General features: G+C 69.5%; 24 protein-coding genes and 2 pseudogenes. 9 read left to right on the forward strand and 17 right to left on the reverse strand.

Annotated elements, in window-relative coordinates:
* Nucleotides 1-193: 193 nt before the first annotated feature.
* Entirely contained in the window at nt 194-772 is a 579-nt protein-coding gene (locus tag IEZ08_RS36345) for a hypothetical protein (RefSeq protein WP_084780019.1), read from the reverse strand.
* A gap of 355 nt (nt 773-1,127) precedes the next feature.
* Between IEZ08_RS36345 and IEZ08_RS36350 the strand changes: the two genes are divergently transcribed.
* The gene (locus tag IEZ08_RS36350; protein ID WP_189243990.1) at nt 1,128-1,460 is read left to right on the forward strand and encodes a hypothetical protein; all 333 of its coding nucleotides are present in this window, start codon (nt 1,128-1,130) and stop codon (nt 1,458-1,460) included.
* A gap of 557 nt (nt 1,461-2,017) precedes the next feature.
* Here IEZ08_RS36350 and IEZ08_RS36355 read toward each other — a convergent pair.
* Nucleotides 2,018-2,659 carry a hypothetical protein gene (locus IEZ08_RS36355; protein ID WP_189243991.1) on the reverse strand — a complete coding sequence of 214 codons (642 nt, stop codon included), beginning with the start codon at nt 2,657-2,659 and terminating at the stop codon, nt 2,018-2,020.
* Between the two features lie 269 nt (nt 2,660-2,928).
* Between IEZ08_RS36355 and IEZ08_RS36360 the strand changes: the two genes are divergently transcribed.
* The 5 genes and pseudogenes from IEZ08_RS36360 (at nt 2,929) to IEZ08_RS36380 (ending at nt 4,601) form a co-directional block, all read left to right on the forward strand.
* Nucleotides 2,929-3,327: a hypothetical protein gene (locus IEZ08_RS36360; protein WP_141703887.1), complete on the forward strand. Its 399-nt coding sequence runs from the start codon at nt 2,929-2,931 to the stop codon at nt 3,325-3,327.
* 76 nt (nt 3,328-3,403) lie between these two features.
* Nucleotides 3,404-3,679 (forward strand): annotated as a pseudogene (locus tag IEZ08_RS36365) (integrase core domain-containing protein); the annotation flags it as partial.
* A complete protein-coding gene (locus IEZ08_RS36370; protein ID WP_141703885.1) occupies nt 3,676-3,855 on the forward strand; it encodes a hypothetical protein in 180 nt (59 codons plus the stop codon). The pseudogene IEZ08_RS36365 and the gene IEZ08_RS36370, both read left to right, overlap by 4 nt.
* A gap of 41 nt (nt 3,856-3,896) precedes the next feature.
* Entirely contained in the window at nt 3,897-4,055 is a 159-nt protein-coding gene (locus IEZ08_RS36375) for a hypothetical protein (RefSeq protein ID WP_176728467.1), read from the forward strand.
* 99 nt (nt 4,056-4,154) lie between these two features.
* Nucleotides 4,155-4,601: a transposase gene (locus IEZ08_RS36380; protein ID WP_189243992.1), complete on the forward strand. Its 447-nt coding sequence runs from the start codon at nt 4,155-4,157 to the stop codon at nt 4,599-4,601.
* Between the two features lie 509 nt (nt 4,602-5,110).
* On the opposite strand, the gene narI is transcribed toward IEZ08_RS36380, so the two are convergent.
* From narI to IEZ08_RS36420, 8 genes are all read right to left on the reverse strand, one after another.
* On the reverse strand, nt 5,111-5,866 hold the full coding sequence (gene narI / locus IEZ08_RS36385; protein WP_189243993.1) for a respiratory nitrate reductase subunit gamma: 756 nt from the start codon (nt 5,864-5,866) through the stop codon (nt 5,111-5,113).
* Entirely contained in the window at nt 5,863-6,489 is a 627-nt protein-coding gene (gene narJ, locus IEZ08_RS36390; protein ID WP_068923107.1) for a nitrate reductase molybdenum cofactor assembly chaperone, read from the reverse strand. Before narJ ends, narI begins: the two co-directional genes overlap by 4 nt.
* A complete protein-coding gene (narH, locus tag IEZ08_RS36395) occupies nt 6,486-8,144 on the reverse strand; it encodes a nitrate reductase subunit beta (RefSeq protein ID WP_068923106.1) in 1,659 nt (552 codons plus the stop codon). The genes narJ and narH overlap by 4 nt, the downstream gene beginning before the upstream one ends.
* 55 nt (nt 8,145-8,199) lie before the next feature.
* On the reverse strand, nt 8,200-11,910 hold the full coding sequence (locus IEZ08_RS36400; RefSeq protein WP_189243994.1) for a nitrate reductase subunit alpha: 3,711 nt from the start codon (nt 11,908-11,910) through the stop codon (nt 8,200-8,202).
* Between the two features lie 375 nt (nt 11,911-12,285).
* Nucleotides 12,286-12,723 (reverse strand): hypothetical protein, encoded by a 438-nt coding sequence (locus IEZ08_RS36405; protein WP_068923104.1) that lies wholly within the window; start codon nt 12,721-12,723, stop codon nt 12,286-12,288.
* Between the two features lie 52 nt (nt 12,724-12,775).
* Nucleotides 12,776-15,445, reverse strand: a complete 2,670-nt coding sequence (locus IEZ08_RS36410; RefSeq protein WP_189243995.1) for a multicopper oxidase domain-containing protein — start codon at nt 15,443-15,445, stop codon at nt 12,776-12,778.
* Between the two features lie 5 nt (nt 15,446-15,450).
* Nucleotides 15,451-15,693 (reverse strand): DUF8744 domain-containing protein, encoded by a 243-nt coding sequence (locus IEZ08_RS40835; RefSeq protein ID WP_506330649.1) that lies wholly within the window; start codon nt 15,691-15,693, stop codon nt 15,451-15,453.
* 13 nt (nt 15,694-15,706) lie between these two features.
* Complete coding sequence (locus IEZ08_RS36420; protein WP_141703883.1) at nt 15,707-15,922, reverse strand: DUF8744 domain-containing protein; 216 nt, start codon at nt 15,920-15,922, stop codon at nt 15,707-15,709.
* Between the two features lie 502 nt (nt 15,923-16,424).
* On the opposite strand from IEZ08_RS36420, the gene IEZ08_RS36425 reads away from it, so the two are divergent.
* Complete coding sequence (locus IEZ08_RS36425) at nt 16,425-16,853, forward strand: pyridoxamine 5'-phosphate oxidase family protein (protein WP_189243996.1); 429 nt, start codon at nt 16,425-16,427, stop codon at nt 16,851-16,853.
* A gap of 241 nt (nt 16,854-17,094) precedes the next feature.
* Here IEZ08_RS36425 and IEZ08_RS36430 read toward each other — a convergent pair whose 3' ends face one another.
* The 5 genes from IEZ08_RS36430 to IEZ08_RS36450 form a co-directional block, all read right to left on the reverse strand.
* Complete coding sequence (locus tag IEZ08_RS36430; RefSeq protein WP_189243997.1) at nt 17,095-17,466, reverse strand: hypothetical protein; 372 nt, start codon at nt 17,464-17,466, stop codon at nt 17,095-17,097.
* A 212-nt stretch (nt 17,467-17,678) separates the two neighbouring features.
* Nucleotides 17,679-18,215, reverse strand: a complete 537-nt coding sequence (locus tag IEZ08_RS36435) for a nitroreductase/quinone reductase family protein (RefSeq protein ID WP_068923100.1) — start codon at nt 18,213-18,215, stop codon at nt 17,679-17,681.
* A gap of 139 nt (nt 18,216-18,354) precedes the next feature.
* The gene (locus tag IEZ08_RS36440; protein ID WP_068923099.1) at nt 18,355-20,049 is read right to left on the reverse strand and encodes a sensor histidine kinase; all 1,695 of its coding nucleotides are present in this window, start codon (nt 20,047-20,049) and stop codon (nt 18,355-18,357) included.
* A gap of 48 nt (nt 20,050-20,097) precedes the next feature.
* On the reverse strand, nt 20,098-20,517 hold the full coding sequence (locus IEZ08_RS36445; protein WP_176728465.1) for a pentapeptide repeat-containing protein: 420 nt from the start codon (nt 20,515-20,517) through the stop codon (nt 20,098-20,100).
* A gap of 23 nt (nt 20,518-20,540) precedes the next feature.
* The gene (locus IEZ08_RS36450) at nt 20,541-21,029 is read right to left on the reverse strand and encodes a DUF6326 family protein (protein ID WP_068923097.1); all 489 of its coding nucleotides are present in this window, start codon (nt 21,027-21,029) and stop codon (nt 20,541-20,543) included.
* Between the two features lie 438 nt (nt 21,030-21,467).
* On the opposite strand from IEZ08_RS36450, the gene IEZ08_RS36455 reads away from it, so the two are divergent.
* Nucleotides 21,468-22,082, forward strand: a complete 615-nt coding sequence (locus tag IEZ08_RS36455; protein ID WP_229803911.1) for a TetR/AcrR family transcriptional regulator C-terminal domain-containing protein — start codon at nt 21,468-21,470, stop codon at nt 22,080-22,082.
* Nucleotides 22,083-22,168: 86 nt separating this feature from the next.
* Nucleotides 22,169-22,250, forward strand: a pseudogene (locus IEZ08_RS40740) (transposase); the annotation flags it as partial.
* A gap of 557 nt (nt 22,251-22,807) precedes the next feature.
* Here the strand turns inward: IEZ08_RS40740 and IEZ08_RS36465 are convergent.
* Nucleotides 22,808-24,052 (reverse strand): MFS transporter, encoded by a 1,245-nt coding sequence (locus IEZ08_RS36465; RefSeq protein ID WP_141703879.1) that lies wholly within the window; start codon nt 24,050-24,052, stop codon nt 22,808-22,810.
* 247 nt (nt 24,053-24,299) lie between these two features.
* A complete protein-coding gene (locus IEZ08_RS36470) occupies nt 24,300-24,734 on the reverse strand; it encodes a CBS domain-containing protein (protein WP_068923094.1) in 435 nt (144 codons plus the stop codon).
* Nucleotides 24,735-24,885: the final 151 nt, after the last annotated feature.

Here is a 24,885-nt window from a genome sequence, read left to right on the forward strand (position 1 = left end):
CCTCGATCTGGAGGCGAGCTTCGAGGCCGGGATCGAGACGATCCTGGACGGCCTGAGCGCACAAGCGGCCGGGTGAGGCAGGAGCCGACCGGCCGGGGCGTCCATCTGCCGGGCGGACTCAGGCCTCCGCCCGCCGGCTGCGGGCGGCTCGACGGGGAATCCCCGCCGAGCCGCCCGAGCGATCAGAATGCCGCTAGTTGGCGCAGTCCTGGCTCTTCAGGGCCATGCTCATTTCGCTGACCCTGCCACGCGACAGCCGGAAGAGGTAGTCGGCCTTCGCATTGCCCGGAACGGTGATGACGGCGTATCCGTTGGCCGCCCGCCTCATCCCAGGGTAGGCCTTCTTCAGTTGCCCGCGGGTGGAGCCGATCTTGATTCCCCGCGGGGTCTTCACGCCCTTGGGTGCGACGATAACGGCCACGCCGTACTTCTTGGAGATGTACAGGCCCACGCTGTCGGCGCCGCTCGGGTAGGCCTTCAGGTCCCATGCCGTGCACGGGCCGGAAGCGGGCTTGGAGACGATCTTCTTGGTGGCCTTGGCCTTCTTGGCGCTCATCCCGAGTCGCACACCTCCGAATCCGAACGGCCCGAATTTTCCGGCCGAGGTCGCGAAGGCAGCCGGCGCCGCGGCCGGCTGCGGTAGCGCCGCCGCGCCGGCCGGAGCCGCCGCGGTCCCCAGCGCGAGTGCCGTCACCAGGACGGCGGCCGACGCCGTTCGCCGCCCGGCAGGTGCTGCCAGCGCGGCCTTGCCGGCCCAGTTCGGTACGGACATCCTGCTCTCCTTCGGTCGCCGACGGCCCTGGTGACCGTCACCTTCGGTGCGCGTCCTTCATGCGCGCCGCAGGGGGCACGGTTCGACACCTGTCCCAGATCCGGCGTCCACTGATCCCCGCATCCCCCGATGAACTTTCTTGTACAGTGATCAAGAAGATCGTATTGTACGGTGGACAAGAAAGTCAACAGGTGATTGATGTGCCGCCGGGTCTCCCGGAACGGGCCGGACCCTCGCACCCACCGGTGCCGCTTCCGCGGCGGCCGGCGTCTCGGTACTGCGCCGGTGTGACTGACCGCCAAGATCACATCGTCCTCGTCCCGCAGGCTCGCCCTCAGCTGCCGAGGTCCGGGCGGTGGAATGGACCGGCCAGGAGCTGCGCCTGCGCTACCCCAAAATCAGTCTCAACCAGGCCGCAAACGCCTACATCGGCCCGCTGTCCTACACCTTGAGCGTGGTGAAGGGCAGCGCCGGGGACGATGCCGTCGGACGGCCCATCGAGGAGATGGGCATCACCTACGCCGACATCGATGACGCCACCCACGACTGGCTGAATGAGAACGTCGACGACTGGAAGCCCGCCGACCCCTGGGACCCCTTGGAGAAGTTTCCCTGGGCCCTGGTCACCCCGGCGGATCAGGATCCGCGCGCCGACAACGTCATCTGCTCGCGGACGCTGACGATCTGACCACGCGCGGGCGAGGCGAGCGCGAAGTCGTCCCGGCCGGTCCGCTGATGCGCAACCTCAACCGTGGCCGGCGAGGGGATCTGCCAAGCGATCCACCGGTGGGCGGGGTGCCGTTTGTCCGCGTACATCTCTGAGTACAAAGGTGAGTACAGGTAAACGTGCAAGATCTTGACAGGAGCATTCTCACCTTCCGCAAGTGAGAATATGCAGGTCAGCAGAGGCGTCAGTGGCCGAGGACGAGGAGCGTGCCTCAGAGCTCCGACACGAAAGTCCGGGCCGTCGCTCGCCGATGGCCCGGACCGGCTCACCGGGTTCGGTGTAGTGGTTGGCATAGACGTGCAGGTAGTGCTCGCTTTCGGCGAAGCCGTTGGTTCGATACCAGCGCAACGTGCCCGGGTCGTCCCTGGTCCAGGCGTCAAGGGTCAGGGCACCGAGTGTGCCGGCCCGGCACCCGGCGGCGGGCCTGCGGGCGATCGCCGGAGAACTGCGTCCTGTATCGGCTTGTGATGCCACCTGCGCACGCGGGTTTTCATCGCAGACAGGAAGAGTCCAATCATTTATTCCTGTTCGTGGTGCAGACCAGTTCGCGGGTCGATGCGTTCAAGGAACAGGCCTGGCGCGACGATCATTCCATTGGCTAGCGGAACGATCCAGCCGTCTCGATGCATGAGGATTAGCGCCTGGCGAAGGTCGCTGACGCCAGCGAACCCCAAGATATGTTCTTTCTCGATGATCAGGTCAGCGTTGCTGACAGCGATGCCACCGAAGAAACGGCTTTCCATATCGAGAACCGCTAGATCAGCGGGAATCCGATCGCCATAACGTTCGATGATGAGATCGCGCTCATCGGGTTCCCCTTCGCGATGGACTCCCATCTCCTGAACCCAAGGAAGGCTGAGGAACTCCTCGGCCGTCCAGATCACGCCGTTGACGGGTGTGCCGTCTTCGTCTCCTAGCTGGAGGGCGCTGACCAGGTGCTCTACCGTAGGAGGCTCCTGCCAGTCGATCGGGATCAGCCGAAAACGAGGGGCGAGCCGGTCGTACGCGACCGGGGAGATCGGCGATGGCAAACGGGTAAGCAGGGAAATGGAAGATCGCTCAACCGGTGACCGCGGGGAAGAATTCCGGTGCGCCTCCTGTCGTTTTTGGCGGCGCTGCTTTTTCTTGACGTGACGCTGTTGCGCTTTCGCTCTGCCCATCGTGTTCCTTCCGTTTGGACGACCGTGAGCCGATGACGGGGAATCCTCTTGCGGTGCTGACTGGGGTCGGTGTGCCTCCATGGATGACGACTCGCCGGGAGATGGCATGTCCATGGAGGCATCATCGAAGTCGGCCTGGTATTCGGTTTCTCCTCGTATGCCGAAAAGTCCATGCTGACCCGGCTTGGATGCACCCAGGAGAAGAGCTCCCCCTTTGTTTCGATATGCAGGGCGAAGCACTGTTTCCCTTTCTCGTTCACGATGACCACATGGTGCCCGACAAGGCGGGTGATATGAGGGCGAACGCAGTAATCTGCTACGCCTGCGGGCCGGTGGGCACGGATGCACCCTGCCGATATCCCGCACATCGGCGCGCTCTCCTTGTAGTTCTCGGGCTCGCCGCCGACCTGGGCATCAGCCGGGGCAGCCTGCGCGAGTGGGTGCTGCGGGCACGCGCCCGCCGCGGCGAGGAGCCGGTCAGGCCAACAACCGGCTCCGATGCCCCCCGCAGACGACCGCCCGCCACGGCGGATGACGAGGCTGCCGAGCGGATCGCTCAGCTGGAAGAGCGGGTGCGCAAGCTGGAGGCCAGCGAAAAGAAGCTCACCACCGAACGCGACATCCTACGCAAGGCGGCCAAATATTGCGCCGGGAAGACGCACTGGTGAACCGCTTCCAGTCCGTCGCTGACCACCGAAACGCCTTCGCGGTGAAGCGGTTGTGCCAGGTGATCGGCCTCAGGACTACGCCGCCCTCTGCCGCCGGCTGGGCATCACCCAGTCCATGGGAGCCGTCGGCACCAGCGCCGACAACGCCGCCTGCGAGAGCTTCCACGCCTCCCTCAAGCGCAAAACGCTGCAGGGCGCACGCCACTACGGCGACGCCGCGCCCTGCCGACGCACCGTCTTTCGATGGCTGACCCGCTACAACACCCGGCGCAGGCACTCAGCCAACGGACACCTCAGCCCCGTCGCCTACGAGGACCACCTCCGGCCAACCGGCCGTACACCCTGCGGATGACAACCCTGCTCGGCCATCATGCCCGGGTGACGATCCCCGAACCTGACCCGGACGACCCACTGCCAGCCTGGCTGCATGAGCACATCATGTCCGCCGTACGGCCAGCTCTGGAAGGGCGAGGGGAGATCAACGCCCTGGAACGGATGTGGGAGGCCGACGAGAACGGCGAGGAGTGACCCGCCTCCCGTACGCTCGACGCAGACCCGAGGAGGACTTTGTGACGCACGGCTGCGAGCCGCTCGCGGACCCGACCGAGGACGACCCACGCGAGTGGATCTGCCCAACCTGCAAGCGGGCATGGAAACGCCGCGAGGGGTTCAGCGTCATCGACGCGGAAGAATTCTTCGACTTCTGGTATCAGCCCGCGGATTCGTAGCCGTCCCTGTCAATCCCCTGAAACAGCGCTTGGTCATGGTCCTCGAACTGCTCGGTGACGTAGTCGGAGGACCTCGCCCGGTGGAGTCACCGTGGGGGTATGGACCTACAAGCGGTCGAGGCTCTGAACGAGGACCTCGCGGAGTTCGCCGGTGACGTCTTCAAGTACCTCGCCTACCGAGGCCGGCGCGATCACGGCCAGCAGTACCTGCGCGGGCTGACGCTGGACGGGAAACGGAAATCGGTGGAGCCGATGGCAGGTCGGTTGGGCTTGCCCCGGCAGAACCTCGGCCACTTCGTGTCCCAGTCCGCCTGGGACTACACCGAGGTGATGCGGCGGGTTGCCGCGCGAACGGTCGTGGTGATCGGCCCGGCGGCATGGCTCATCGACGATCATCCTTTCGTCCGGTACGGCCACGGCACCGCCGCGGCGATGGTGCAGCGCTGCGGGGAACGCGAGCAGTACCCGTGCCAGGTCGCGGTCTCGGTTCACGCGGTATCGGATCGTGGTTCCACTCCGCTGCACTGGCGATTGTTCCTCCGTTAGCTTGAGCTTTAACCTGTGCGTTGTCGTCTGGCGGTCAGGGTGCGATCTCGTTTGACGGTTTTACCGACGTCGTAGTGAGTTGTCGGTCGGCGGTTCTTGGAGCCGGAAGGGCGTCCGGGACCAGGCCGACCGGGTTTCGGCGCGCCGGCCGGAAGAGCGGCCTTCACGCGGAGGTTGCGAAACCCCCGCCGTACTCGGGCGGGGGTCGGCCGGGCGGGTGGTGCAGGTTTCTCCCAGGGATGGCGCGGGCTGCGCAGCTCCGGCCGGGTCCAGCCCAGGGTCTGTTTGAACAGCCGAAAGGTATGCTCAAGATCGAACCTGCGCAGGAACGACTGCCAGCGCCGGTCGGCCTCGGCGGCGGCTCGGAGCAGTGGCAGGCCGGCCAGTGCGGTGCGCAGCCCGATCCGGCCGACATCACCCGCTTCGACGACCGGGAGCTGCACACCGTGGCGAGCCCAGGGCGGGACCCGAGGTTCGCCGTATCAGTTATCCGTTGTATCAGTTGTCAGTTATTTGGAGCGGTGTTCCGTCACCGCCCCGGTCGGCTCCCAGCCGCGGCGGGGGTCACGGGCGCCGGCGCGCTGCTCGTCGCGGCTGCGGTAGACGACATAGGGCCGGGTGAGATAGCCGACCGGGGCGGTCAGCATGTGCACCAGCCGGGTGAACGGCCAGATCGCGAACAGCAGCAGCGCGCTGAGGGCATGCAGTTGGAACAGCAGCGGCGCGCCCGCCATGAGCGCCGGATCCGGCTGGAAGTAGAAGATCGACCGGAACCACGGGGAGATGGTGGTGCGGTAGTCGTAACCGCCGCCGACGATGTTGGCCATCACGGTGGCGGCCAGGCCCAGCACGATGGTGAGCGCCAGCACGGCGTACATCAGTTTGTCGTTGCGGGTGGTCGCGGTGAACACCGGGCCGACGGTGCGCCGCCGGTAGATCAGGATCGCGATGCCGCCCAGGGTCGCCACCCCCGCGATCGTGCCCAGCACGACCGCGACCAGGTGGTAGACCTCCTCGCTGATCCCGGCCGCCTCGGTCCAGCTCTTGGGGATGACCAGGCCGCCGATGTGGCCGAGCAGCACCACCAGGATGCCGAAGTGGAACAGCGGGCTGCCGATGCGCAGCAGCCTGGACTCGTACATCTGCGACGAGCGGGTGGTCCAGCCGAACTTGTCGTACCGGTAGCGCCACACATGGCCCAGGACGAACACCGTCAGCGCCACGTACGGCGCCACCACCCACAGCACCACATCGAGTGCCTTCATCGGCTTGCCTCCATCACGGCGTAGGGTTCGAGCCCGACTTCCTCGGCCGGCGGCCCCGAGGCCGCCAGGCGCAGGGCGGCCTCCTTCTCGCGCGGGCCGGCCGGCGGCAGCGTCGCCAGCACCGCGGCCACGACACCGGCGTACGGCGAGTCCTCCGCCTCCAGTGCCGTACGCAGCAGCTCCAGGCCCGCCCGGTTCTCCATCAGCAGCCGTCTGCCCTCGCGCACCGCCCCCCGGCCCAGCAGCTCGCACACCACCGCCAGGTGGTCGGGCAGTTCCCCGTCGGTGAGCTCGAAACCGGCAGCGGCGAAGGCGTGCTTGAACCGCAGCAGCGCCGCACCCCGTTTGCGGGTGTCGCCGTACCCGTAGTAGGTCAGGTACAGGCAGCAGCGCCGCTTGAGGTCGAACGTCGCCACGTAGTGGGCGGCCAGTTCGCCGCGTGAGGTGGCCTCGACGTGGGACAGGAAGGCGGCCAGGCGGGTACGGACCTCCCCGTCGGGCAGCGCGGCCACCGACTCGGCCAGCACCTGCCGCCCGCCGTACAGTGTGTCGTCGGGGTAGCCGAGCAGCACCGACGCCACCAGGTGGGCGGTGCGCAGCTCGCCTTCGCTCAGCGCGCTCATGACTCCTTCTTCCCGTTCCCGTTCGGGAACAGCCCGTCCGGGGTGCCCTTGCCGTCCCAGTTGAGCAGGTTGACCCGTCCCCGCAGCTGGTGGGCCTTGTCGATGTCGTCGCCGGCCTGCCGCTCCCGCAGCGCGTGGAAGTTCTCCACCGCGATCGGCGCGGGCCGCCCCGACGCCTCGCCGAACGGGCCGCCCATGCCGGGGCCGCCCTCGTAGTCCAGGCTGCAGCCGGTGGCCAGCTCCTCCAGCTGCGCGCCCTGCTCGGCGTGGGCTTTGGGGATGACGTAGCGCTCGGCGTAGGGGGCGAGGGCCAGCAGCCGGTGCATCGCCTCGACGCCCTCGCCGGTCATGCCGACCGCAGCCGCGATCGACTCGTCGGCTTTCTGGCCGAGGTTGAGGCGGCGCATGTAGGAGCGCATCGCCGCCAGGCGGCGCAGCACGGCGCGCACCGGTTCGGGATCGCCGGCGGTGAACAGCTCGGCCAGGTAACCGATCGGGATGCGCAGCGCGTCGATCGCGCCGAACAGGTTCCCGGCGTCCTCGCCGTCGTGACCGGTCTCGGTCAGCACGTCCACCACCGGAGACAGCGGCGGGATGTACCAGACCATCGGCATCGTCCGGTACTCCGGATGCAGCGGCAGCGCCACCCCGTACTCGAAGATCAGCTGGTGGATGGGAGAGCGGCGCGCCGCCTCCAGCCAGTCCTCCGGGATGCCCTCGGCCCGCGCCGCGGCGATCACCGCCGGATCGTGCGGATCCAGCATCACGCTCTTCTGCGCCTCGTACAGCGCCTTCTCATCGGCGACCGAGGCGGCCTCCGTCACCCGGTCGGCGTCGTACAGGATGATCCCGATGTAGCGCAGCCGGCCCACGCACGTCTCCGAGCAGACGGTGGGCAGGCCCACCTCCACGCGCGGGAAGCAGAAGGTGCATTTTTCAGCCTTGCCGGTGCGGTGGTTGAAGTACACCTTCTTGTACGGGCAGCCCGTCACGCACATCCGCCAGCCCCGGCACCGGTCCTGGTCCACCAGGACGATCCCGTCCTCGCTGCGCTTGTACATCGCCCCCGAGGGGCACGACGACACGCACGAGGGGTTGAGGCAGTGCTCGCAGATCCGCGGCAGGTAGAACATGAACGCCTGCTCGAAGGAGAGCGTGACCTGGTCCGACACCTTGCGCAGCACCGGGTCGGAGGGAGCCAGCTCCGGCGCCCCGGCCAGGTTGTCGTCCCAGTTCGCGCTCCAGCTGATCTTCGTGGGCTCGCCGGTGATGAGCGAGCGGGGCCGCGCCACCGGCGTGTCGGCCTGCATCGGCGCGGAGAACAACCGGTCGTAGTCGTAGGTCCAGGGCTCGTAATAGTCCTGGATCGACGGCATGAGCGGGTTGGCGAAGATCGAGAACAGCTTCTTGAGCCGCCCGCCGGCCTTCAGCTTCAGCCGGCCGCGGGCGTTCAGCTCCCAGCCGCCCTTCCACTTCTCCTGGTCCTGGTAGGTGCGGGGGTAACCCTGGCCGGGGCGGGTCTCGACGTTGTTGAACCACACGTACTCGGTACCGGCCCGGTTGGTCCACGCCTGCTTGCAGGTGACCGAACAGGTGTGGCAGCCGATGCACTTGTCCAGGTTCATGACCATGGCAAGCTGAGCCATCACCTTCATGCCCGGCTCCTTTCACAACTGCTGGCGGGGAGTGCGGCCGTGATCTGCCGACGCATCAGTAGTCGACCTCCTGGCTACGGCGGCGGATCACGGTGACCTCGTCGCGCTGGTTACCGGTCGGCCCCAGATAGTTGAACGCGAATGACAACTGGGCGTAGCCGCCGATCAGATGGGTAGGCTTGATCATCAGCCGGGTGAGGGAGTTGTGGATGCCGCCGCGCTTGCCGGAGATCTCACTCTTGGGCACGTCCACCACCCGCTCCTGAGCGTGGTACATGTACACCGTCCCGGTCGGCATGCGGTGCGAGACGATCGCGCGCGCCACTACGACGCCGTTGCGGTTGACCGCCTCGACCCAGTCGTTGTCGCGGATGCCGGCGCGGGCGGCGTCGGCCGGGCTCATCCAGATGTTCGGCCCGCCCCGCGACAAGGTCAGCATCAGCAGGTTGTCCTGGTACTCCGAATGGATCGACCACTTCGAATGCGGCGTCAGATAGCGCACCGTGATCCCGTCGACGCCCTGTTCGCCGCCGGCGCCCACGCCGGGCTCGCCGAACAGCACCGTCATGTTCAACGGCGGCCGGTAGACCGGCAGCGCCTCCCCCGCCTCGTGGATCCAGTCGTGGTCGAGGAAGAAGTGCTGGCGGCCGGTGAGGGTGTGCCACGGCTTGCGGTGCTCGACGTTGATGGTGAAGGCCGAATACCGGCGCCCACCGGTCTCGCTGCCCGACCACTCCGGCGAGGTGGTCACCGGGACGGGGCGCGCCTGGGTGTCAGCGAAGGTGATCTGCTTGTGCGTGTCGGCCAGGCCGTCGAAGCTGGTGCCGGTACGGCGGCCCAGGGTGGTGAAGCCCTGGTCGGCCAGGTGCCCGTTGGTGGTGCCCGACAGCGCCAGGATCGTCTCGCACATGTCGACGTCCCGCGCCAGCGACGGCCGTCCGTCGGCCACGCCGCCGCGCACCGTGCCGTTCATCCGGCCCAGCCGCTCCACCTCGGCCGTCACCTGGTAGGTCAGGCCCTTGGTGGTGGTGCCGAGGGTGTCCAGCAGCGGCCCGAGCGCGGCCATCTTCTCGGCGATCGCGCCGTAGTCCCGCTCCACCACCGTGATCTTCGGGAAGTTCCGGCCGGGGACGGGTGCCGTGCCCCCGGCCCGCCAGTCGTCTACCACGCCGCGGGGGTTGGCGTACTCGTCGGGGGTGTCGTGCAGCAGCGGCACCGCCACCACGTCCTTGCGCACGCCCAGGTGCGTGGCGGCCAGCGTGCTGAACGCCTTGGCGATGGCGTGGAAGGCGGCGAAGTCGGTGCGGGTCTGCCAGGGCGGGTCGATCGCCGGGCTGAAGGCGTGCACGAACGGGTGCATGTCGGTCGAGGACAGGTCGTGTTTCTCATACCAGGTCGCCGCCGGCAGCACGATGTCGGAGAACAGCGTCGTCGACGTCATCCGGAAGTCCAGCGACAGCAGCAGGTCCAGCTTGCCCTGCGGCGCCTGCTCGTGCCACGTCACGTCGTGGGGCCGCTGCTCCGGCGCGGCCTCGTGCGCGCGCACCGCCCCCTCGGCGCCCAGCAGGTGCTTGAGGAAGTACTCGTTGCCCTTGGCCGACGATCCCAGCAGGTTGGCCCGCCACACCGTCAGCACCCGCGGCCAGTTGGCCGGCGCGTCCGGGTCCTCGCAGGCGAAGCCCAGCTCACCGGAGGCCGCCTTGGCCGCGACGTACGGCCCCGCCTCCTGCCCGGAGGCCGCCACCTCGTCGGCCAGGTCCAGGCTGTTGCGGTCGAAGGTGGGATAAGAGGGCATCCAGCCCATCCGCGCCGACTGCGAGAGCAGGTCCGCCGTCGCCTTGCCGGCGAACGCCCCGCCCGAGGCCAGCGGCGAGGCCACCACGTCGGCGCTGTAGGTGTCGTAGCGCCACTGGTCGGTGTGCAGGTACCAGAACGCCGTGCCGATCATCTGCCGGGGCGGGCGCGACCAGTCCAGGCCGAAGGCCATCTGCGCCCATCCGGTGACCGGCCGACACTTCTCCTGGCCCACGTAGTGGGCCCAGCCGCCGCCGTTGACGCCCTGGCAGCCGGTCAGCGTGGTCAGCGCCAGCATCGCCCGGTAGATGGTGTCGGAGTGGAACCAGTGGTTCGTCCCCGCCCCCATAATGATCATCGAGCGGCCGCGCGACTCCTCGGCGTTGCGCGCGAACTCCCGCGCGATCTTCACCACCTTCGCCGCCGGCACTCCCGTAATCCGTTCCTGCCAAGCCGGGGTGTACGGCGCCTCCGCGTCGTCGTAGGAGATCGGCCGCTCCCTGGAGGGCCGATCGGGGCTGACGCCGTACTGGGCGAGCATCAGGTCGAACACCGTGGTCACCAGGTGCCCGTTCACCCGCCCGGCGGGAACGCCGCGCCGCAGCACGCCGTCACCCGCCACGCCGCCGGTCTGGTCGAAGCGCGGGAGCAGGACGGTGACCTCTTCCGCCGCGCCCCCCGGTCCGCTCTCTGGCGCACCGCGGTCGCGCAGGCTCAGAACCGGGTCCACACCCTGAAGGTCCAGGTTCCAGCGGCCCTCGCCCTCGAGACCGTAACGGAAGCCCAGCGAGCCGTTGGGCACCACTGGCTCCCCGCTCACCGCGTCCAGCAGCACCGTCTTGAACGCCGCCTGATCACCTTGCTCGCCCAGGTCGGCGGCGGTGAGGAACTTGCCGGGCACATACCCGCCGTCGCGCTCCTCCAGCGTCACCAGGAACGGCAGGTCGGTGTGGCGCTTGACGTAGTCGGTGAAGTACGGCACCCGCCGGTCGACGAAGAACTCCTTGAGGATCACGTGTCCCATCGCCATGGCCAGCGCCCCGTCGGTGCCCGGGTGTGGCGCCAGCCACTCGTCGGCGAACTTGGTGGCGTCGTTGAAGTCCGGGGCCACCACCACGACCTTCTGGCCCCGGTAGCGGGCCTCGGTCATGTAGTGCGCGTCCGGCGTCCGCGTCACCGGCACGTTGGAGCCCCACAGCATCAGGTAGGCCGCGTCCCACCAGTCGGCCGACTCCGGCACGTCGGTCTGGTCGCCGAACATCTGCGGGGAGGCCACCGGCAGGTCGGCGTACCAGTCGTAGAACGACAACATGGTGCCGCCCAGCAGCGACACGAAGCGGGCGCCGGAGGCGTGGGAGACCATCGACATGGCCGGGATCGGGGAGAAGCCCGCCACCCGGTCCGGGCCGTAGGCCTTGATGGTGTGCACATGCGCCGCCGCGATCATCTCGGTCGCCTCGTCCCACGTCACGCGCACCAGGCCGCCCTTGCCGCGCGCCGACTGGTAGCGCCGGCGCTTGTCCGGGTCGGAGGTGATCTCGGCCCAGGCCGCCACCGGGTCGCCCAGGCGTGTCCTGGCCTCCCGGTACATCTGCACCAGCACCCCGCGCGCGTACGGGAAGCGCACCCGGGTGGGCGAGTAGGTGTACCAGGAGAACGCCGCGCCGCGCGGGCAACCCCGCGGCTCGTACTCCGGCCGGTCCGGTCCCACGCTGGGGTAGTCGGTCTGCTGCGCCTCCCAGGTGATGATCCCGTCCTTGACGTAGACCTTCCAGGAGCACGAGCCGGTGCAGTTCACCCCGTGCGTTGAGCGCACCACCTTGTCGTGGCTCCACCGGTCCCGGTAGAAGACGTCGGCCTGACGACCACCGACCTGGTGCAGCGTCCGCAGGTCGCCGGAGACCGTCCCGGCGCGCAGATGCCGGCCCAGCCGCAGCAGGGCGTCGTTGACCGGCCCGTCCATGCCCGCCATATGCGATCCTCTATCTCTCGTCACAGCTCGGACGTCCCCGTCTGTTTGCATTGGTCACCGCATCAACCAGGAAAATCCATCGATGCCACCCGGTTCCGGCGCCTCACGGCGTCGGCCGCCTGGTGCGGCTGGTTTCATCCTGGCCATGCCCGTATCCCGCGCTCAGGGTCTTTAGTCCCTCATAACCGGTTCAAAGGCCCCAAGGATCTGCCACGGGCCGGAGCCGGTGGCCGGGATCAGTGCCCTCGGGCTTCAGCCGCCAAGGGCCGGTAACGTGGCTCCAGGTCCGCCCTCCCGGCTTGCTCACGTGGATGAGAGTCGGTGAGTGTGCCGCCCGCCGGCGTCGGTTCGTCTTCGCTCGCAGAGACCGAAAGTTCAGGTGGCAGGCAGCGCGGTTGCCAGCAGCACCACGCCGACCGACCCCACCAGCGCGGTCACCGCCATGGCCCGCGCGAAGGCGGGCCGCCCGGTGCCGGTCGCCCACCCGTGCAGGCCCGCCGCGATCATGACCGCGCAGAACAGCCCCAACTTCGCCGCCAGGATCCGCCCGTAGCCCGGATCGGCCAGCGAATCCCAGGTCACTCCCTTGCGCCAGGCCAGCGCCACGCCGGTGCCCAGCTGCACCGGCAGGAAGACCGCGCCCGTGAAGATGCCGAACCGGCGCCCGACCGCGCGCATCACCTGCGCGCGCCGCTGCTCGTCCAGCAGCCGCCGCACCAGCGGCAGCACCACCAGCGACACCGTCAGCTGCCCGCCGACCCACAACGCCGCCGACAGCACATGCGCGAAGCGCACCACCGCCCACCAGGTCACCGCATACTCACCTCCGGCGGCGCCGGCCGCTCCTCGGATCTCGCCTCAGACGTCATCGTGCACCCACCTCGAACAGCCCGTGCGCCCCGCCCTCGGCCTGACGCATCGTGTGGTCCACCACCGGATAGGTGCCCGGCTCGGGGAAGACCAGCTCGGCGAAACCGCCCTGGGCCGGGGCCAGGTCCAGCACCTGCGCGCCGCCCGGATCACCGGCGCGCAGCAGGTAGGCGCCCTCCTTGTAGAGGGTGTCGAACGGCGCGCCGACCACGTGCAGCGCGGTGCCCGAGCTCGGGCCAGCGGCCACCGCCCAGATCCGCACCCGCTCCCCCGTTCTCGCCTCCAGCGGCGCATGGTCGTACCCGGCGGCGGTCCCGTTGAACATCCACCCGTCGGGACGGTCTTGGCGGATCTTGGCGACCTGCCCGTCACTCCCGGGCTCTCCGAGGTACAGCTCCCCTTGGACCAGCAGGAACTCCCGGTCCGCCGTCGTCAGATCCGGCGGGTCGATCACCACCGCCCCGTACATGCCACCGGCGATGTGCTGGGTCATCGGCATGGTCGAGCAGTGGTACAGCCACGCCCCGGCGTGCTCGGCGCGGAAGCGGTAGGTCAGCCGCTCGCCCGGCGCGATGGTGCGCATCACCCCGTCCGGAGCGTTGGCTCCGGCGTGGAAGTCGATGCCGTGGCTCATCGTGCCTCCGTTGACGAACGTCACCGTGAACACGTCCCCGACCTTGCCGCGCAGCACCGGCCCGGGCACGGTCCCGTTGAACGTCCACACCCGCTGCCGCACCCCGGGCGCGACCTCCCGCACGACGGTGTCGTCTGCCCGGATCTCCACCGCGTGCTCGGTGCCGCCGGGCGCGGGCTTCAGGGTCGCGTCGTACGGCTTCCACCCCGGCGAGAAGGGTGCGACCAGATCTAAAACGGTCTGCTCGATGCCGGTCACCGTGGCGTCGTCGCCGTCGGGAGACGTCGTCTGTCCGGCCGAGCCATGCGCGCCGTGCCCGGTATCGGTGCCAGGCTGGGCGAGTGCGCCGGTGGGTACGATGCGCATCGTCATGCCCGCGGCCCGGTGCCCGGCCACGGTGCACCAGCCGTCGACCGTCTCCCCCAGCGGCGCCAGCGTCAGTGTCACGCTCCGTCCGGCGGCCAGCACCGGCGTGCGCTCACCCGTGGCCAGGCGCAGGTCGTGCCGCTGGGCGTCGGCGTTGGTCACCCGCAGCGTCAGCACCGTGCCCACCGGGGCCTCGATCATCGCCGGGCGGATGATCATCCCCGACAGCGTCACCTCGACCGTCCGGGTGCCGGTGGCGGTGACCGTCGCAGCCGGCCCGGACCCGCCCGTGGTGGCCACGACGACCGCGGCAGCCGTCAGCACGCACCCGGCGGCCACCCCGGCCAGCGCGGACCGGCCCGCCGTACGACCCGCCGTACGGTCCGGCCCGCCGCCCTCTGGCTCCGCCGCCCCATCCCGCGGGACGGCGAATGCACGTGAGCGGACCAGCGCGGCCACCGCCAGGATCACGAACGCCGCCACCGCGGTCACCACCAGTGCCCACCCCAGCAGGAGCAACGGCGCGGGAACCCGCAACGCCAGCAGCACCACCCCAGCGTTCAGCACCGCCAGCCGGACGACCCAGCCGCGCTCCAGTAGCGCCGCGTTCTCCTTGAACCGGATCGGCCCGCCGCCCAGCACCGCGGGCAGCAGATGCAGCAACGACCCGACCAGCACCTGCGCGGCGAATCCCACCAGCACCACCGGGATCAGCGGCTCAAGAGCGCGCCCCACCGCACCGGCCGGACGGGTGGTCACGATCACCAGATCCACCGTGAGCGCCACCTCGAACCAGATGATGGCCGCCCCCAGCGTCCAGGCCGCCCCGGTGTGCGGACGGCGCCGCCGTACCGCCTCGGCCAGCGGCACCGCCGCGGCCAGCGCTCCGGCCGCGTACAGGACCAGCCCGGCCGCCGCCACCAGGTGCAGGTCCGCCAGCAGGCCCGCCACGGTCACAGCCAGGCCCGGCGCCGCCAGCCACAGCCCGGCCCGCGACGCCTTACGGGTGCCCTCCGGCATCCGGGTGCGCAGCACCGTCGGCCACAACGTGAACAGCGTGCCGAGCACGGTCAGGCCCACCCAGCCGAGCAGGTTCACCTGGACGTGCGCGGCGTGCAGCCGCTCGTGCATCGCGCCATGGCCGACGTGCGCAGCCAGCAGGCCGCCCAGCGTCCCGCCGGCCGCCAGTGCCCCGGCCGCGGCCGCATACCAGCCGATCACGTGGCCGAACCGGCCCGGCAGCGCCCGCCGTACCAGCATCACCAGCGCCGCCGCATGCCACAGCACGACCCCCACGACCGCGCCCGCGCCGGCCGCCGCCACCGGCCACGGGCCGGCGGCCACCCCGGCCAGCACCGCCACCGTCCCGGCGTTCAGCAGCGCCAGCCTGGCCAGGCTCCACCGCTGCTGCGGCGTGCGGGCCCGCAGCAGCGCGACGGTGAAGTGCTCGCTCCAGATCAGGATCGCGGTGCTGACCGCCCCCAGCAGGAACACGTGGATCAGCAGCCAGCGCGGCACCGGCAGCACGTCACCGGCCAGCGCCACCGCCACCGTCAGAGCCAGCCAGCCCACCACGATCGCGTTGGCCCGCAGATGCCACGACGCACGGCCCGGAGGAGCCGCCGTCGGGGTCCCCTTCTCGATGTGTATCCCGACCGAGGTCACCCCGGTCACCTCCCTATCGACGACCCGGTGCGCGAGCGCGCCACCGCGACCGCGCACCCGGCGAACATGAACAGAGCGACCTCCGCGAGCACCCCGCCCGCCGCCCACAGCGCCCCGGCCACCGCCAGCCGGCCGTACCCGGCCAGCAGGCACACGGCCGCATACCGGGGCAGGCCGCGCCCGACTGCACGAGCGTCTCGCGGCTCACCCGCCGGCCCAGCAACGCCACATACACCCCGACCAGCCAGCTGCCACCGGCGGTCAGCATCGGCCGGCCCACCGGCTCCGCAGCGCGACCGCCCGCTCCAAACTGATCACCGTGCCCAGAAAGCCCAGGGCCATCAGCGGCCCGTGCTGCTCGGTGAACGCCACCGACGCGGGGATCTCGGCGACCAGCAGCGTCAGCCCTCCGTACAGGCCGGCCAGCAGCGGGAGCCGCACAAGGGCCAGGCGGGGTCCGGAAGACGGCACCGTCATCGGTTCTGTGAGCACAACTGAGCTCTCTCCGCTGGTCATCACAAGGGGGCATCATGTGGGAAGCGCGTGGGGAAAGGGATCGTCCTTCACGCTAGTTCGCACCGCCCCGGAGCGGATCGGGCTCAAAGACCGCTGTCTCAGGGACCAAAGTCCTTCGTTGTTGGCTCACGAGCCGGTCCACACGGCAGGCACGGTCATGCCCCGGCCCGGTCCATGTCGGTGGCCAGCCTGGCAGAGGTGAACCCGCTCCAGCGGAATCGCCCCCGACCGGCGCACCTTCCCCTCACCGGGTGAGGCCGTCTGACCGAGACCGTTATGGATCGTGTCCCTTACGGCTTCTGGTCGTCACAACGAGAGGCTGAGTAGTTTCCGAACCGGATCGTCTGTCACCACCGATGACACACGATGGCCGGGTGGAAGGGAACAGAAGGGACATCGGCGCAGACAGGAGAGGACTTTAGTCCCTGACCGCGCATGTGGACGATCAGCGATCCTGGATGCTATGAAACTCGACTCTGCCGGTCTGCAGGTGCTCTCCCACGAGGAGTGCATGACCCTGCTGGCGACGACGCCGATCGGGCGGATCGTCTTCACCGACCGCGCCCTGCCGGCGGTGCAGCCGGTCAACTTCGTGCTGGACGGCACCGACGTCGTCATCCGGACCGCAGCCGGCTCCAAGCTGGCCGCCGCGACCCGCCGGGCCATCGTGGCCTTCGAGGCCGACGACTTCGATCCGCAGGGCCGGACCGGCTGGTCGGTGACCGTGGTCGGGCACGCGCGGGCGGTGGACGACCCGCTGGAGGCCGAGCGGCTGGCGGGGCTGCCGTTGACGCCGTGGGCGTCCGGCAGCCGGGAGCATTTCATCGTCATCACGGCCGAGCAGGTGTCGGGCCGCCGCATCACTGCCGTCGCCGGCACCGTCGGCGGCTGAAGCCGGGTACGGCTCCCCGGCCTCTCACGCTCCGGCGGCCGTGCCGAGGTAGCCCGCCAGCGCATCCCGGTAGGGGAAGGTTCCGGATCCGCTGCGGAACGGACGCCGTCCTGCGGCGGATCGTCATTGCGCCGCGGACAGGACGGCGCCTACCGCGACGAGCGCGGCACCGCTGCCCATCAGCACCACACCCAGACCGCGGTCGCCAGGGCGGTGACCTGCCATGCCTGGTAGGCGCTCATCAGAGAGGCCCGCAGGGTCTCCCCATGAACGCGGTCTGGCGCAGCTCCGCAAGTTCCTCGCCCTTGCCGCTGGCGGCGTGCAGATCGGCGCTGTTCTCCGAACAGCTGTGCCCGTCAGTGGCCTTGCGCACATTGCCGCCGATCACCTCGGAGAAGACGCGGGCGTGGGTACCGTTCTCCACCCGGCGTCCGGCGTAGCGGTCCAGCCCGTCGGGGAGCCCTCTGCCCGAAAAGGTGATCTTCTGGCGGATGAGCTCGTCATGGATCTCCTCCTTGCCCCGCATGCCGCGCACCGTCATCACGGCGCCGGCCGTCAGCATTCCGACACCGACGCCGCCCAGCAGCAGCATCAGCCCTCGCGCATTGTCCACCGGCTGTTCTCCTTGCCGGTTCAGATGAGATCCATGGGATGGGGGCCGGCCTGAGACCGGTCCGATGCAGGGTCCTTTTCGAGAGGTCCGCACATAAAAGATGCGGTCTCCGTACGTGCGGCGGGCAGGGCCGCCGGTCCCTGATGTCCGGGCGGAAAATCCCCTCGATGGGCTCAGGCAGCCGTGGAGGAACCCTCTCTCTGGAAGGGGTGTCACAGCGAAAGTCCCCGCTCCCGCTCTTCCATACGGATCCGGATCGCGACGGCGTCGCCGGCCCAGGCCGACTGCGCGGCTCCGGCGGGACGGCCGGGCACCGCCGACATCGCCAGCAGAACCTGGGTGACCTGCCCGATGTCCGTGAAGACCCGGGCGGTTCCCGACCGCTCGCGCCCGCGCAGGAGCACCCGGACCGGCGTCCCGCCGACCAGATTGCGCCACCACCGGCGCTCGGCGCGGCTGACCATCAGCAGCTCACCATCCTGCTCGGCGTAGCCGACGGGCACGGTGATCTCCCTGCCGCTCCTGCGGCCCCGTACGGTCAGCAGCACCACCGCGTCGTCCAGCAGAACGTGCAGCGGGGAGCAGGCCAACCTCCGCACGACCGGGTTGACCAGACGGTTCCGGAGCCGGTCCGTCAGACGTCGCCGCACCGCCACCCGGCCGAGGTCGCTCCCGGTCAGGGGCTTCCTGCGCGACAGGGCGGCCGTGCCGTCCGTCCCCGTCATGCGTTCCGTCATGTGCGCCGTCATGTCCGCGCCTCCTTGAGGGTCCTCCTGTCATTCGACCCTCCCGGCGAGCCGGCGCGCAGCGGTCGAAAGACCCTGCCGCGAGGGACCTCCGGCCTGTGTCCCCTCACCCGCTGGATGATGGGAGCATGAAAGCCGGCGCTCATCCCTGTCGCAGGGGTACCCGCCAGCGCAGGCGGCTCCCGCCGCCCTCGGCCCGCTCGGCGGTGAACGTGCCGCCCAGGCGCGCGGCCCGCTCGGCCATGTTGCGCAGCCCGCTGCGCCGCCCGCCCTCGGGGATGCCCACGCCGTCGTCGCTCACCTCCAGCAGCAACGTGCCCTCGCTGACCCCCACCAGCACCTGGGCCCGGCTCGCCCGGGCATGGCGCGCGACATTCGACAGCGCCTCGCGCAGCACCGCGCGTAGCTGCTCGGCCACCTCCTCGGGCACCGTGTTGTCCAGGGGACCCTCCAACCGGATACCCGGCATGAAGCCGAGCTGCTCCCGCGACGCCTCCACCAGCTCCGTCACCTGGCCGCGCAGGCTACGGACCTGACCGGCCTGCGGCGGTGACTGCAGCGCGAAAATCGTGGAACGGATCTCCTTGATGGTCTGGTCCAGTTCGTCCACCGCGTGCCGCAGCCGGGCCGAGGCGGTGGGGTCGTCAACCATCTTGACCGTGCTCATCAAGGTCATCGCGACCGCGAACAGCCGCTGGATGACCACGTCGTGCAGGTCCTTGGCGATGCGGTCCCTGTCTTCCAGCAGGCCCAGCCGCTCGGCGTCACGACGCGCGTCGGCCAGCTCCAGCGCGACCGCCGCCTGCCCGCCCAGTGCCTCGGCCGTGCGTAGGTCCACCTCGCTGAACGACGGCGACCCGGCCCGCTTGGCCAGGCTCAGCACCCCGCGGACCGCCTCCGGCTGGCCCAGCGGCACGGCGATCGCCGGCCCCAGCGGCACCTGCTCCAAGTGCGCCGGACGGGCCATGCGCTCTTTCACATCCGGTGCCGTCTGCGAGTGCCCGGTGTGCACCACGATGGCGGCCAGAGAGTCCTCCCTCGACACCGCACAGCCGCGCAGGTGCTCGGCGCCGAGCCCTTCGGCGATCTCGATGCGCATGGTCTCGGCCAGGGGAAAGCTCACCGTGACCGTGTCGGCGCCCGTCAGCTCCATGGCGCGCCGGGCCATGACGGTGAGCACCTCACCCGGATCCTCCCCCGACAGCAGGCCGGCGGTCACCTCCGCGGATATCCGCAGCCAGCCCTCCCGGCGTCGGCTCTCGTCATACAGCCGGGCGTTCTCGATCGCCACACCCGCGGCCGTGGCCAGCGCGCTGACCACGATTTCGTCCTCCTCGTCGAAGGCGCCGCCGCCGGCCTTCTCAGTCAGATACAGGTTGCCGAACACCTCATCCCGCACCGTGATCGGCACGCCCAGGAAGCTGTGCATCGGCGGATGCCCCTCGGGAAAGCCGTAGGAGAGGGGATGCTCGGCCAGATCCGCCATCCGCAGCGTCCCCGGCTCCTTGATCAGCAGCCCGAGCAGGCCCTTGCCGTGCGGCCAGTGGTCGACCCGCGCGATCTCCTCCTCGGTCATCCCCACCGGGATGAACCGCTCCAGCGTGCCGCCCTCGCCGATCACGCCGAGCGCCCCGTAGCGGGCGTCGACCAGCGTGGTGGCCGCCTTGATGATCCGTCGCAGCACGGTCTCCAGGTCCAGGTCGCTGCCGATCGAGACCACGGCCTCCAGCAGGGCGTGCACCCGGTCGCGGGTGGCCAGCACAGCCGCCAGCCGGCCCTGCAACTCCGACAGCAGGTCATCCAGCCGCATGCTCGGCAACAACGACTTTCCGCCCATCTCGGCTCCTTCTCCCCGCCGCGTGAGGCTGGTCTTTCCTATTCGGAGTCAGTCTTCCATCCGCCCGCGGCGGTGGAGCAGCAGTCTTCTGACGCCGCGCCGGGTGTCCCTGTGCTGTTCAGGGGCGCCTGTGCTGTTCAGGGCCGCTTCGGAGAAGTCGACACTCTTCAAGGTCGCCCGGGAAAAGTCGACCGATGTGAGGGAGTGGGCGAAGACGATCCCGGTGAGGATGGCGGCGAAGAAGTTGACGCTGGTGAGGGGCGCCCCGGTGAAATCGGCTCCTGAGAAGTGGGACCGGGCCAAGTCGGCGCCGGCCAGGTGCAGCCCGGCAGGTCGATGCCGGTCAGCCACCGTTTGGCCTACGGGCGCGGCTGGCGCGGACACCGGACCGCTCGTGAGCAGGTTCTCTGCGTATACCGCGACTGAGCTGGTCGCGGTCGGCCCGGCGTCCGCGGCGGCGGGCTTCACGCCGTGGGACTTTACCCGGACACCTACTGTCGAAGGTCCTGTCGGAGGCCGGTCGCCGCGGGACCGGCTGGGACGGCGGGGGTTCGAGGCCAGGTCCAGGCGGAGCGCAGGATGAAGGCCAGGAGCAGCACCTCGATTCCGATGGAGAGGCCGTAGAAGGGGGCCCAGTTCCAGGACTCCCCTGCCGCGTTGAACACCGAGTAGGGGATGTAGAGCGATGCGACGACGAGGTTCGTGGCGCGGTTCACCCGGGCGGGCAGCGTCATGGAGAGCATCACCATCAGGGCCGGGATCGCCACGGACGCGAGCATCATGGTCAACAACGTCGGGCTGATGTCGAACTCAAAGACGACGCCGGCGCGGAGGTTGTCGATGACGCCGGGCTTATGGAGGTGGAAGTAGTCGACGTAGATGTAGAGGAACATGAAGCTGGTCCATGCGGCGGCGAGCTTGGCCTGCACGGGGACCGGCGGGTTGTCGAGCAGGTTCGGGGTTTTCGTTCGGATGGTCATCGGTTCTTCTTTCGAGAGGAGCGGTCCCTGCGCCGGAGTGGCGGCAGGGATGTACCGAGGCCGCGCCCACCTGGACGGGCACATCGCCTCGACCGGGCAGCGGTAGGCCGGACCTCGGACGACTCGAGCGCCGAGGGCAGGCCGTAGCGGTGCTGGTCGGCGGCCCGCATCGTCGTCGCCCCGGCGGACTCGTCCCCGGCGCCAGGCGTACTCCGGCACTCGATCGCTGTTCGATTCCCACAGAAGCCCCCTCACGCCCGAGCTACGGATCTCGCTGGTTCGTACATCGTACGTCGTACGCTGTACTACGATCGTACGCTGTACGATGACCGTGGGCTGGACGATTGTCAAGCCGCTCGAGCGAGCGAGAGGAGACCCGTGTCTGCGAGGGAACAACGCCAGGTGGCGTCAGACGCGGCACTGAGCAAGCAACGGGTGGTGGCCGAGGCGGTCCGGCTCGCCGACCGCGAGGGGGTGGGAGGGCTGAGCATGCGCCGGCTGGCTGGCGCGCTCGGCGCGGGCGCGATGTCGCTCTACTACTACGTGGCGAGCAAGGAGGAGTTGCTGGACGCCATGATCGACGTCGTGTTCGAGGAGATCGAGCTCCCGCCCGAAGAGACCGACTGGCAGTCAGCGATGCGACGGCGGGCGGTATCCGCCCGACAGGTTCTCGCACGCCACCCGTGGGCGATCGGCCTGATGGAGTCGCGGACATCGCCGGGGCCGGCGAACCTCCGCCACCGCGAAGCGGTCACAGCCTGCCTGCGAAGGGCAGGCTTCCCGGTCTTGATGGCGACGCACGCCAACTGGTTGCTCGACAGCTATGTCTACGGTTTCGCCCTGCAGGAAGCCAGCCTGCCGTTCGACACCGCCGATGAGTTCGCGGACATGGCCGAGGACGTCTTCCTGCCCCAGCTTCCTCCTGACGAGTTCCCCTACCTCAACGAGTCCGCCGCGGTGCTTGTCGCTGCCGGCTTCGACCCGGCGCAGGAGTTCATTTTCGGCCTCGACCTCGTCCTAGCCGCCCTCGAGCCCCTGAGAGTGCCTACGTGAGCCTCCATCCGTGATGTCGTTATGTGATCGTGTGGATTTGTGGTGTCATCGCCAGTCTGCGGGTCCAGTTGTGCTGGAATGGCGCGGTGACTGAGCGCAAGCCGTACCCGAGCGACTTGACCGACGCGCAGTGGGCGTTGATCGAGCCGGTTCTGACGGCGTCGAAGGCCGCGCACCCCTCGGTCAGCGGCCACGAAGGCAACTATGCGCTCCGGGAGATCGCGGGCGTGATCCGCTACCGGGGACGAACCGGCGCCTAATGGGACTGTCTTCTCCATGACCCGCCGCCCAAGGGCGCGACGTACTACTACTTCGCCAAATGGCGCGACGACGGCACCGACAAGACGATCCACGACCTGTTGCGCCGGCGTCTGCGCGAGCAGAAGAAGCGATTAGCCGAGACGCCGTCCTGGCGGTGGACATGACCAGGCCCGATACCCGCCCGCCCCCGGAACCTGGCTCCTGGACCGGCTGGATGCCCGAGAACTCGATAAGGGCTTGACTGGGCTGGGCTGCGTGCCGGCCCGGCTGCCCGGTTCAGGCCGACCGGTTGCGCCGGTACCGGGCGCACCGCGGCATGGGCGTGCCTGCTGCCAGGGCACATCGCGCAACCCCGTCGCGAGGACATCGGTGCCGGCAGCAACAGAGATCATCATGCTTCGGCCCCGGCGGTGCAGGACACCACCGTGAACGAGTGCGATCTTTCGTCGGCGGGGACACGGGCCTCAACGTGAGGAGTGCTCCGCCGCTGCGCTCGCGCGCGGCCGGGAGGTGGCCCGTACCACGGTCACCGTCAGCAGCAACGTCAGCACCGAGACCGCGGACAGCAGGGCCAGGCCCAGCCCGTAGGAGCCGAACTGGCCGTAGATGAAGCCCATCACCAGCGGCGGGACGAACCCGCCCAGGCCGCCCGCGGCGCCGACCAGGCCGGTCACCGAGCCCACCTTGTCGGCCGGGGCGACCTGCGCGACGAGCGCGAAGGTGGCGCCGCTGCCGGCGCCCAGCGCCGCCGCCATGGTCAGGAACGCGATCGTGCCGACCGGCATCAGGCCCGGAGTGAGGGCCTGCACCGCCGCGCAGACGGCGACCACGGCGAAAACGGCGGTCAGCACGGGCAGCGGCCCCATCCGGTCCGACAGCCAGCCTCCCACCGGGCGCATGACGACCGCCAGGAGCACGAAGCCGGCCATCCGGTTGGCGGCGTCGGCCTGCTCCAGCCCGTAGGCGCTCTGCAGGTAGGCCGGCAAGTATACGGAGAAGGCGACGTAGCCGCCGAAGGCCACCGCGTACAGTACGCACGCCTGCCAGGTGATCGGCAGTCTGGCGGTGGCGGTCAGGCGCGCCATCAGCGGCTGGGTCGGAACCGCACGGCCCGGCGCGTCCCGCAGCAGCAACCACGCCACGACGGCGTATACAGCCAGGGCTGCGGCCGTCAGCAGGAACGGGGTGGCCGAACCGCCGGTCTTGACCAATGGGACCGTGGTCAGGGCGCTGATCGCGGTGCCGCCCATGCCCGCGCCGAAGACGCCGATGGCCAGGCCGCGCCGCTCGGGCGGGAACCAGGCGCCCACGAACGGCACGCCGACGGCGAAGGCCGTGCCGCCGATGCCCAGGAAGAATCCGCCCGCCAGCAGCGCCGCCAGCGAGCCCTGCCCGGCCACGCCGATGAACAGCACCGGGACGATGGTGGCGGCGGAGATCAGCGGGAACATCACCCGGCCGCCGAAGCGGTCGGTCAGCGCCCCGACGGGGATGCGGCCCAGCGAGCCGACGATCACCGGGACGGCGACCAGCAGCGCCTGCTGGGAGGCCGACAGGCTCAGCAGCTCCTTGAACCGCGGCCCCAGCGGGCTCAGCAGCGCCCACGCCCAGAAGTTCACCGCGAACCCTACGGTGGCCAAGGTCAGCATCAGCGCCGGCCCGCGCGGGGTCCCGGCGGGAGCGTTGTGGTGGGTCATGTCGGTGCTCATGGTTTCGTCCTTGTCATGCTGTTCCGTGCGCGTGGAATGCCGCGGCGGGCCCCGCTCCGTCCGGCGGTGAACACCGGCGGGAAAGGATCGCGGCGGGGGGACGCGTCGTGGTGGCCGCGAACGGGCAGGAGCCGTCCGGCGGGCCATCCGCCGCCTTACTCATTCCACTGCGGGAGTCGTACGTTTTTGCAGGGACCAAGGTCCTGTCGTCAGGGGTCTTACTGCTCGCAGTCGTCGGCCGCCGTTATCACTGGAAGATCTTCAGCAGGTCACCCTGGTGGACGGTTCCCACGATCTTGCCCGTCATCGCGTCGATCACCGGCAGCTGCTTGATCCGGTGGGCGTGCATCAGCCGGGCCGCCTCCCGGACCGGCGTCCCTGCCGTCACCGTGATCGCCGGGCTGGTCATGATCTGACCCGCGAAGGCGCCGGCGGCCTTGTGCTGTTCCTCGCGGCGCTTGCGGCTCTGCAGCAGCGCCGCGCCGTGCCGGTGGTCGCCGATCTCCTTGAGCAGGAGGTCGTCTTCGGACACCACTCCCACCGGCCGCCGGTCGGCGTCGATCACGGCGACCGCACCGACCTTGAATCGTCGCATCGTGGCGACCAGTTCGGCGAAGGAGGCATTCTGCCGGACCGCGATGGCCACCGTACCCATGACATCTTTGACCTGCATCGTCGTCATCCCTTTCACTGTTCACCGGCTCTTGGGCGGTTGCCTCACCGCCACCACCCGCTCATGACGCCCGTCCCCTGTCTTTTGAGGGGACGGGCGTCGCGCGGGCGGTCACTTCAGGATCGGCAGTCGCTTGACCAGGGCGGTCCTGCTCCACCAG

Source organism: Planobispora rosea (assembly GCF_014648175.1).
Lineage (GTDB): Bacteria > Actinomycetota > Actinomycetes > Streptosporangiales > Streptosporangiaceae > Planobispora > Planobispora rosea.